Raw genomic sequence first — 10,991 nt, forward strand, 5'->3', positions numbered from 1 at the left:
ATCCGGATCTGTGGGCCTCGCATTCTGGAATAAAGAGGCTTGCGCCGCTTGACATAATTGATGAAATCGGTCACGTTTTCTACCATACTCCTGACTGATTTAGAAAAATTGTGCGCATCCACCTCCGTTACAAATATTTTCCGGTACGGCTCTCCGGCACATTTCTGATATCTTCCGGAGTGCCGGACGCGACGATCCTGCCGCCGTCCTTGCCGCCACCCGGTCCCATGTCGATGATATAGTCGGCATTGCCAATCACATCCAGATCGTGTTCAATCACGACGACTGTCGCTCCATTGTCGATGAGAGCCTGAAATACTTTGAGAAGTGTCCGTACATCCAGAGGATGCAGTCCGATGGTCGGTTCATCAAAGACGAAGAGGGAATCCGATTGCGTTTTACCCATCTCGCCTGCCAATTTCAGGCGTTGCGCTTCGCCGCCGGAAAGATTCGGCGTCTCCTCGCCGAGCGTCAGGTAACCAAGCCCCAGATTTTGCAAAGTCAGCAATCTGGAATATACGCTTTTCATTTTCTCGCAAATCCTGATCGCATTGTTGATATCCATCGCCATCAACTCCGGCAACGAGCAGCCGTCCGGCAGCTTCACGCCGGCGGCTTCCTTCGCATAACGGGTTCCCCGGCATTCCGTGCATGGAATATCCACATCAGGCAGAAATTGCACGTCCAGACTGATTTCTCCGGTCCCGTCACAGACCGGACAGCGCAGCTTCCCGGTGTTGTAGGAAAAATCACCGGCCTTGAAGCCGAGCCGCTTTGCATCGGGCGTCCTGGCGTAAATCTTGCGCAGTTCGTCATGCACGTTGGCATATGTCGCCACGGTGGAACGCACATTGATTCCGATCGGAGTCGCATCGATCAATTTTACCTGCCTGATTCCCCCTGCTTCGACGGCGACAATATGTGCCGGCGTTTTTTTCCCGGCGATGGCGGCTTCCAGCCCGGGAATCAGACTTTCAAGGATCAGCGTCGTCTTGCCGGAGCCGGACACTCCGGTTACGACGGTCAGTTTCCCCTTCGGGATATCGATTTCGAGCGGCTTCACCGTATGAATCTTCGCTGTGGAGAGATGAATGCGGCCCTGAGAGAACAGATCGTCTTTTCCGGCACGTTTTCTCACTTTCGTGTCTGCGGTTCCGGCGAGAAAAGGACCGATCATGGAACGGCCGTTTTTTTCAATATCCGCGACAGTTCCTTCCGCAACGACAGATCCGCCTTCCGCTCCGGCTCCCGGTCCCATCTCTACAAGCCAGTCAGCTTCCGCCAGAATCTGTGTATCGTGATCAACCAGCAGGACGGAATTGCCATCGGCGATCAGATCGCGCATGACGCCGATCAAGCCGACGATATTGGACGGATGCAGTCCGATGGACGGTTCATCCAGAACATACAGAACGCCTGAGGTGCGGTTGCGGACCGCGCGGGCAAGCTGCATTCGCTGCCTTTCACCGGTAGAAAGAGTGGAAGCTGCGCGGTCGAGTGCCAGGTATCCCAGTCCGAGATCCATCAGTCGTCTTGCAGCTGCCTGGAACGATTCGCAGATGCTTGTCGCCATGGGGCGCATCGCTTCCGGCAGGGAAGCAGGAACGCCGTCCACCCAGTGAACGAGTTCGGCAAGCGTCATCATGCAAGCCCGGTCCAGGGTAATCTCCCGCAGCCTCGGCGTTCTTGCCCGTTCCGATAAGCGCGTTCCGCCGCAATCCGGACAGGTTTCCTGCTTCAAAAAGCGTTCCACGCGCTTCATCCCCTGTTCGTCCTTGACTTTCGCCAGCGCGTTTTCCACGGTATAGACGGCATTGTAATAGGTAAAATCGAGTTCACCCGCCTGATTGGTGTTTTTGGAGTGATAGAAAATATGCTTCTTTTCCGCAGGACCGTTGTAAACGATCTCCTTTTCGGCATCCGTCAGCTCGCGAAACGGCACATCGGTGCGGACTCCCATTGCGCGGCAGACATCCGTCATAAGCGACCACATCAGCGAATTCCATGGAGCCACCGCGCCGTCGTCGATCGTGCGCGACTCATCCGGAACGAGCGTTGTCCGGTCAACGGTCCGCACCGTACCCGTTCCGTCGCAGGTCCGGCAGGCGCCCTGGCTGTTGAATGCCAGTTCTTCGGCCGACGGTGCATAGAATTTTACGCCGCATTCCGGACAAACCAGTTCCCGGCCGGCCGCAACTGCCAAAGAAGGTTCCAGCTCATGTCCGCAGGGACAGCGATGATTTGCCAGCCGCGAAAACATCAGACGCAGAACGTTCAGGAGTTCGGTCCCCGTGCCGAAGGTACTGCGTATGCCGGGAATTCCGGGACGCTGATGCAGTGCCAGCGCGGCCGGAACATACAGAACGTCATCCACCTGCGCCTTGGCCGCTCCGGTCATTTTGCGGCGGGTATAAGTGGAAAGCGCTTCCAGATACCGCCGGGAGCCTTCCGCATACAGCACTCCCAGCGCCAGCGACGATTTTCCGGAACCGGACACTCCGGCAACTCCGACAATTTTATTCAGCGGGATGTCCACATCGATATTTTTCAGATTGTGTACCCGCGCTCCACGGACTTTTATTCTATCAATCATAATTCTGTCAATCACCCGTTCTTCTGAACCATTAAGGCTGCAACTGCCGCCGGACACGTATATTCATCGATAACAACAGGTCCGGCCATCCCTCTTGTTCGGAATCACTGCTGTCGGAATTTACTTCGGGCATGGTCAGGTGTTCCCTACTCAAGTCCTTTTCCTCCCGCATATCTTTCGTGCCTGCATTATACCATAGACCCAATTGCTCTGGAATCAAATATTTAATCAGTCTGTTTCCTTTTTTTACGGAGTGTATAACCAGTGTATTTCCGTTTCGGCAATACGGCGGGAGCCTGCGCGTCTCTGATTGTCGGAACCGTGGTTTCCGCTGGGGGAATCCTTATGCCGCGGAACTGGGCCGATTCCATTTATCCATGGCTCGAACGGGCGGGATGGCAGGAAAATATCGGCGCTGTTCAGAAAGCGGTTTCGGGACCTTTTCTGCTTTATATCACCTGGCTGACGGATGCTTCTGCATGGCACTTCTGTTCGCTGCGCCGTCCGTCCGGAATTCCGGTTCTCTTTTCTTTTGAGGGAACTCCGTGGATGTCCTCTTCCGGCAGCTTTTCCATGCGCCGGAACGGCAGCACACACCGGCTGGATTGTATCGATGGCGTGTCCCATGTTTTCGGCGGCGGAGGATTCGAAAAGTGTGAATTGCGTAATCAGAGGAGGGGAGGAACAGCAGCATCACGCCTCCGGAAAAGCTCAAACGGAACGGCAGCGGATCAACTTACCGGTTCGAGAGCGAAATGGGAATCGTCGGACTCCGATTCCTCTTCATTTGAGAAGCGGAAAATGAGATTGATAACTTAATTCATTTATAATTTTGTTTTTTGCGATAATACGAAATTAAACATAATATTTATATTGAGATATATTAATATTGTATATGTTTTTTCTTTATTTATTGTTGATTAATGGTATAAATAGGATTATTATAATATATTCATAAATTTTATGATCGTGTTTTCAATGGCGTGATGTGATTGTTGTGTTGAGAAAATAATGGATATTTTTGTGACGCTATATCGTTTTTTTATCGCATTATCTTGGCGGTGTTTTTTGAGCGCTCAACGGCCAGGCCGGGAGTTCATCTGTTCTCTCAAAAATTCCAGATATAGCGGCGCAGAAACTGTTGTTGCGGACTCTGCTCAGGATTAAAATTTAATTATCGCAGAATTGAGTATTTAACAATCATCATATAAAATACTATTTTCAAGAAAGAATTGTAAATGATCTGGCGTAATTTGTGTCTGGCTGCCGCTTTTGCAGTGACGGGAGTACTGGCCGCGGAGAATCTGATCGACGCTCCGCAGAAATTGGAACTTGAGCGGGCAACCTATCGCAAAATTACAATCAAGTGGGAATATCCCGCCGACGGGACCCAGATTGCCGGCTATCGTATTTATCGGGATGGAAAAGAAATTTCCCGTTCAACTGAAACCGTTTTCACCGATACCAGTGTTGTCCCCGGCAAATATTACGAATACAGCGTGGATGCCGTCACCACAGGCGGCAAATCCTCCGATCTGTCGGCACCTTTGAAAGTCAAGACGTTTGATTCCGTTGATTTTGCTCAGCATGAACAAGTGGAAAGCGTTGTCGATTCGCTGCACGATATGCCGGCGAAAAATCTGACCGCGCTTTCTCTGCTTTCCGCAATCAAAGCCGGTTTTGAAAGTCTGACCGGCAGTAGCCTGGCGATGAATACGTTCGACACCGAACTGATCAGTCAAATGATTTCCGAGGAACTGGAGGTGATCAAAACGGCGGTGCCGGACTGGACCGATGCGGAACGGATCGCCGCCCAGGCAGAGCTGGACGCGTGCCTGAAGGAAAGCTTCGGCGGCCATTCCATGGAGCAAGTCTATATCTATGAACGCCTGACGACGCTTGCCGAAGCCCATTGGGAGAAAGGAAACAAGCAGGCGGCAGCCATCCTGTATGAATTTTCATTGAAATTTCTCAGCGATCAGGAGAATTGTGTTTCGAGCACCCTGAATCGTCTTTCTGTTTTCAAAGTTGCTCATCTGACTGCGGAAAGCGGCGCTGATGAAGTTGAGGCCGCACTTGCGGCGTCTGCGTCCGAAAGACTTCGTTTTTTTGATTTCTTTCCCGACTCGAAAGGAAATGAAGCGAGATTTATTTACAGCTATCTGGCCGGACAGTATTTCAGGCATTTCCCGAAGCTGCTCCCTTATGATGATTATCGGGAACAGGCATTCCTTGCAGCCCGTTCCTGCGCAGTCAAACAGCAGGAACTGTTCGGGAAAGTGCCGGGCAACAACCGGCTCGAACAAATCGAAGCCTGGCAGCTGATCCGGGTCAAGGTCAAACTCCATGACGCGGCAGGCAATCCGCGCCGCGGTTCGATCAAGGTAGCCAACGTAACGGCGGATACGAAACCGGAGCTTTTCCCGGACGAACCTTACTATGAAGAACGCACATTTGCAATCGACGGCGAGGCGGAAATTCCGGTTTATGCCGGGCACGTCTACGAAATCACGGCCCGGATCGCGATTTCCGGCGGCAGCGACCTGGTGCTGAATCTGCCTTCTTTTCCGCAGCAGGACGACCGGCAGATCGTCTATGACACGCACGGCAATCCGGTACAGTCTCCAGCGACGAATGGGCCGACGGCCGAAATCGTCGTGGCCGATTCCGATTTCCCCTATAACCTCAGGTTTGAGCGTGATATCGACGTGTTTACGCTGAGTTGGGACTGGGTTGACACGGCGGACTTTAAGGCTGCGGGCTTCAAGGTTTTCAATGGGAATACGCTGGTTGCCGCCGTCACCGGAAACAGCGCGGCGAATATCCGGCTGGCTGCGCCGGACGGCAATTACACCTATACGGTCGCCGCGTTCGATGCGAACGGCCAACTCTCCCGCTTCAGCGTGCCGGTCACGGTCGAGCCGGGGGATCAGAGCGCCCATGCGGAATTTTTTGAGTGGTTGCGGCAGCATTTCGGTGATCAGCCGGTTCTTTCCACGGATGATTCCGACGGAGACGGCGTGGACAATTATCACGAATTTCTGAACGGCACCGATCCGACCTGCGCCCCGGCGCCGACTCCGTCGGACAAGCAGGTCACCTACACGAAAATTACCCTGAACTGGGAATGCGCGCCGGAATTGAGCGAAGGCGCGGTCTGGACGATCCGCCGGGATGGAACGGAAGTCGGCACTTCCCTGACCGCCTCCTTTACCGACAGCGGCCTGATTCCGGGCATGGAATACCGGTACACGATCCGCGGGGAGTTCGCCAACGGTTCCGGGACCGACTGGAGCGCTCCGCTGCAGTTGAAAACTCAGAAGCCGGAAACCGTCGCTTACGGCGACAAACTCCAGCAGGTCGTGGACCTTTTCAACCCGATCGAACTGGCGGATTATACTGCCCCGAGCCTAATCTCCGCGGTGAAAAGCGCCGTGGAAGCCGTAACCGGCGCCAATATCACGTTCACTGTCGTCGACGAGTCGCTGCTCGAGAAACTGGTTGCGGCGGAATTTGAGCTGCTTCGGGAGAGCACCGGCAGCATGACTGCGGCGGAGCGGCTGACGCTGCGCAACGAACTGTCGCAGATGATGGCCGAGGATTTCGGCGGCAACTCTTTTGAACACATGTATATCCACAGCAAGCTCGCTGAACTGGCGGAAGAACACTGGGCGGCTTATCTCGCCGATCGGAGCAAAACCGGCAGCCGGACAGCCGCCGAAGCTCTGTACGATGCTTCGCTGGGTTTCATGAAGAACCATCAGGTGACAGTTTATTCAACGCTGTACCGCCTTGCTGCAATGCAGTGACAGGCACTGGATGCGGAAAGCTCCCGCGAGGAAATCAAGGGGGCTTTGACCCGCCAGCGGGATATCCAGCTGCGTTTCTTCGACTTCTTCGACACCGTGGATGACGAATCCGGAACTGTGATTCATCCCTATATTTCCATTCTGAATGCGTATTACCGATACTTCCCGGTGATGCTGGCATATGAGAATTACGATCATGAAATCTTTGATTCGGCCATGCAGATCCGGAATGCCCTGGCCGGGATTGAAACGAAAATATCCACGGTTTCTCTGCTGAAAAAGGTTGCGGCCTGGAATCTGGTTCCGCTGACGATTTCCAGTGAAGCCGCCGGAGCTGCCTCAGGAACTCTGACACTCCGTAACGTCAGCACAAGATTGAATTATCCGCTGGTTGACGACGATTTTCAAGATATCCGCACTGTCCGGCTTCAGGCCGGGACGCAGAGTCTGCCGGTCTACGGCGGGCATTGGTACGAACTCGAACTGGTTACCCCTGTGAACGGCGGCCCGGATTGGAAGCGGGTCATCGGCCCGCTCTTCTTCCCGGCCGGGGAAAAGGTCGTTTACGACTCCTTTGCGGGAATCAGCCGCGAAACGCTTCCCGCCGGAACCGCCGGAGCGACGCTGGCGCTGAAGCTCGAACAACCGCTCGCACCTTACAACCTGAGGGAGGAAAAGCTGCCGGATGCGCTGACGCTTTCGTGGGACTGGGCGGCGCCGGAAAGATTCACGCTCGACCATTTCAAAGTCTACCGCGGTGACACGGTCGTCGGGACCTCCGCAACGCAGACGCTCGCCGGGATTCCGCGCGTGGTGGCGGAAGATGCGGCCTATGCGTACACGGTCACGGCGGTCAGCGCCTCCGGGGCTGAAACGCGCCGCAGCCCGGCGCTTCAGGTGCTCCCGGATTTCACGGCGGAGGAAAAAGCCTACTTCGAGTGGAAACACCGTTATTTCGGCGACGCCCCGACCCTGGCGACCGACGATCCCGACGGCGACGGACTCAGCAACTATCAGGAATTCCTGCTTGGATCGAATCCTCTTGTAGCACCGCCGGAAACGTTGCCGGAGGAGTTGCAGAGCAAGCGTCAGCCGGGAGCCGAAGTCGCCTACTATGAAGGAAATTGGAACTATCTGCCCGATTTCGGTAAACAGAAGCCGTTCAAATCCGATGTCGTGAAGAATTTCTGTTTTGCCGCCACTTCGGGCGAAATCCTGACCAGCGGCCTGAGCGATCATGTCGGCGCGGTGGTGACCGGCTTCTTTGAAGTTCCGGCGACCGGAAAATACAAATTCTTCATGAGCAACGACGACGCGGCGCGTCTGCAGGTGGACGGCGTCACGGTGATCGAAAATAATCGTCCCGGTTCGCCGCAGGAATACCTGGCGGAAGTTCCGCTGAAGGCCGGTATCCATTCGTTCCGGCTTGAATATGTGGAATACGAGAGCAATGCCAAGCTGCAGATCAACTGGGAAGGGGCCGGCTTTGAACGCCGTTCCTTCGACGGCGATAACGTCTGGCACTACTCCGGCGGTCTCGGCCAGGAGGCGCTTGAATACCTGCAGTGGCAGCGCGACACCGACGGCGACGGCATCGTCGATGCGGACGAGATGAAGCTCGGCACCGACTGGAAGAGCAAAGACAGCGACGGTGACGGCCTTTCGGATTGGGACGAAATCTACCAGTACCACACCGATCCGACCAAGACCGACACCAACGGAAACGGCCTTAATGATTATGATGAAGTTTTTCTCGCAGGAGAAGATTCACCTATCGATTTGAGTAATGCCGGGTTTGAACAAGTGAGAAAACGCCCAGGCTCCCGATTTTATGCCTATTCTGGTAAATGGGAAATTAAAGGCAACTCAATCCGGGCTGTAGACCGACGCGGATCAGTTGAGTGCGAAGTTTCTGTTTCGGCTGCCAATATATATAAATTGGAATTCGACGTCAGAAACTATTTTGGAGCTGTCAATCCGACAGAAGCAGTTCTGGATGTCTATGTGGATGATGTGTTTTGTGGAACGCAGACAGTACCTCTTACAAGTGAAGTTTCGACGGCACTCTTCCATACCGCATTTCTTCCGGTTGGATCTCATCGTGTACGCCTGGCTTGGGATAATTATCGGAGTAGCGGCTCTTTGCAGCTTGATACATTTCGGATGCTCGGGCTGAAGTCTCTTTCTGGTGAGGAAAGTGGTCGATTAGAGTTAGTGGAAAAAGTTCTTTCCAAACGTAACTCGGTGAAATTGTCAGCAGAAAGTCGGGTATCTCCATATTGCTTGGAGGGAACCGCCTTGTTTCCGACAAAGGTACAGATAGGGGATTCTGTTGCCGGGACACAACTTCCCGACAACGGTTGGTATGCAAATATACCATTACAGGAAACCGAGCAAACAACTTTTGAAGTAACATTTGAGAACGGTGGCTTTCGTCGTGAAGGAAAGGTGAAATGGAAGCAAACTAACCTTCTGACTGAGACGGAAGAGAGAATTCGAATCCGTAAAGGCGATTCGTTAAGACTTACAGCTTTTCCCGCTTTTGCCGATACTGGTTTTTGGCAAATTTCCGGCGGTCCAGTCGAAATTTCCGGAATTGCGCGTCAAGCGGTTGTACAACGCTTCGACCAAGCCGGAGAGTATATGTTGACTGGACGTTTCCAGGCAGAGGGAGAGACTCAGGAAAAAAGCCTTGTTGTGGAGGTTGTGGATTATGCGTTCTCCCAAGAGGATATTGTGTGTTGGCTTGGTCGAGTTCGTCAATGGCAGGTTTCTGCTCCTTCGGAAGCGGTAACTTTTCAGTTTGACAAGCGGTTGCGCGATGCCCGATATTCAATTTCCGGAAATAATCATTCATTTTCAGTGTATATCGATGACAATCAAGTCCGCTGTGTTGCTGCACGTCTCGGCGAGGAAGGGCCTGTTATGGCGGTTCAGCAAATTTCCGGTATGGGTATTTATTCATCCTACCAGACAGGAATGCGTATGCTGGAAACTTATGAGGATGGTTCGCAACTTCATGAGATGACTGTGGTCTGTTCTCCGGTACGGGCAGATGTGGAATTGCGGTTGAATATTTTTGTAGCCGGGGTAGTCTTTGATGATGGTACAGTGAGCAAAGTATTAGATGTTTCAGACTTCAATGACGTCGGAATTGCCAAAGTACGTTTTATTCGATCAACGGAAGTGAATACCTCGGTTTGCCATCACATGTCAGCTTATCAGAATGGTGAATATATAGGAGTGAGACCGCGATGAACAGACGGCTCTTGATATTGGGAAGTATTACAGGCATCGGAATAGTCTTGGCTTTTGGAATCATCTGTTTTCGTGTTCCAGACGAGAAATCGAAGAAACAAGAAAAAGAAGTCCGCATTTCAGAACCGGAAAGACCGGTTGCCGCCGGATTTCCCCAAATTACATCTTCATATGGGATGCGGATAATTGAAGCAGAAAGCAAGGATGTTTTTCAAATTGTGAATCCAGAAGATGATAAAACGACCGCAATACGATTGCGACTGGTACATGCGTTGCCGGATACACTTTCCGCAAAAGATCGTGCCGCAATTGTGGAATATTTGAAATACGGTCCTAATAGCGATATCGAATATGTAATCAAAAACGACTTGATGAATAAACTGCGCAACCAAAAAGTACTTCCGCCTGAACTGACTGGAGCGTTGCTGGACTTATACTCAGATCGTGAGCAGGATATGGTAGTACGCTCCTACGCATTACAGCATCTGCGCCCACAGTATGAATTAACCGGTGAAGTAGAAATTGCGAAGGCATTTCTGGCCGCCTTGGATGAATCGGAAAATGAAATTGCAGGAGGAGCACTTCTGGCATTGCGTTATTTAGCAACAGAATATCCAGACGAGTTTAGCGCTCCGGAGGTCTCGTCCCGCGCCGCACAAATTGCAGCGGATACAAATTGTTATATCCTGACACGGATTTCAGCAATCCAAGTCGCGTCACAGCTTGGGAATTCAGAAGTCGCTATTGTTGCACGACAACTCGCTGAGGATGAAACAACCCCTTTGGTTTTAAGGTTATCTGCAGTTGCGGGATTGGGAATTTTGAAATCCCCCGAAAGTGTGCCTCTGCTGCAAACTTTGGCAAAACGTGAAGACCCAATTGGTAATGCTGCACGTGCTGCATTGGTTCGTATAAATTGAATTCAGAAATCATTTTGTTATATAGGAATGAACTCAAACAGATGTTGAAACGTTTTTTAATCCTATTGTTGGCGTTGGCATATAATTCGACCAGTATTGCAGTGGAAGATGATAATCCTTGTGTTACACATGACTGGGAGATGGTACAGCATGACTGTTCTTTAATATTGGCTGTTACACCTTATAAGTCGGTGGTTTTACCAGCAAACGGTTCCGTCAGTCTTGTCGGGTTGTCCAGGAGTTGCTTTTCTGCGAGTGTGGATGGTAAATGTTATTATGAGTGCCAGACGTGTCCTAACAATTAGCCAAAAAGGCGGAGCCAAACTTTGTCCGTAACAGTATATTACGGTTGCCTAACCCCAAAGGAGGGCTCCGTAATGAAAAATACCTCGATAAGTCTGTTTCGTCAAA

General features: G+C 52.0%; 4 protein-coding genes. 3 read left to right on the forward strand and 1 reads right to left on the reverse strand.

Annotation, left to right across the window (positions count from 1 at the left end; all coding sequences use genetic code 11):
* Window positions 1-127: 127 nt before the first annotated feature.
* Window positions 128-2,593 (reverse strand): excinuclease ABC subunit UvrA, encoded by a 2,466-nt coding sequence (locus FYJ85_RS19630; RefSeq protein ID WP_154420389.1) that lies wholly within the window; start codon window positions 2,591-2,593, stop codon window positions 128-130.
* Between the two features lie 1,238 nt (window positions 2,594-3,831).
* On the opposite strand from FYJ85_RS19630, the gene FYJ85_RS19635 reads away from it, so the two are divergent.
* From FYJ85_RS19635 to FYJ85_RS19645, 3 genes are read left to right on the forward strand one after another with little or no spacing between them, the layout of a single operon-like run.
* Window positions 3,832-6,402 (forward strand): fibronectin type III domain-containing protein, encoded by a 2,571-nt coding sequence (locus FYJ85_RS19635; protein ID WP_154420391.1) that lies wholly within the window; start codon window positions 3,832-3,834, stop codon window positions 6,400-6,402.
* 45 nt (window positions 6,403-6,447) lie between these two features.
* The gene (locus tag FYJ85_RS19640; RefSeq protein ID WP_154420393.1) at window positions 6,448-9,660 is read left to right on the forward strand and encodes a PA14 domain-containing protein; all 3,213 of its coding nucleotides are present in this window, start codon (window positions 6,448-6,450) and stop codon (window positions 9,658-9,660) included.
* Window positions 9,657-10,580 (forward strand): HEAT repeat domain-containing protein, encoded by a 924-nt coding sequence (locus tag FYJ85_RS19645; protein ID WP_154420395.1) that lies wholly within the window; start codon window positions 9,657-9,659, stop codon window positions 10,578-10,580. The genes FYJ85_RS19640 and FYJ85_RS19645 overlap by 4 nt, the downstream gene beginning before the upstream one ends.
* The last annotated feature ends 411 nt before the right edge of the window (window positions 10,581-10,991 follow it).

Origin of the sequence: Victivallis lenta (assembly GCF_009695545.1) — a bacterium.
GTDB lineage: Bacteria > Verrucomicrobiota > Lentisphaeria > Victivallales > Victivallaceae > Victivallis > Victivallis lenta.

Coding starts and splice junctions, on each gene's coding strand:
- FYJ85_RS19630 (WP_154420389.1), bottom strand. CDS start 2,593: ATGATTGATAGAATAAAAGTCCGTGGAGCGCGGGTACACAATCTGAAA.
- FYJ85_RS19645 (WP_154420395.1), top strand. CDS start 9,657: ATGAACAGACGGCTCTTGATATTGGGAAGTATTACAGGCATCGGAATA.
- FYJ85_RS19635 (WP_154420391.1), top strand. CDS start 3,832: ATGATCTGGCGTAATTTGTGTCTGGCTGCCGCTTTTGCAGTGACGGGA.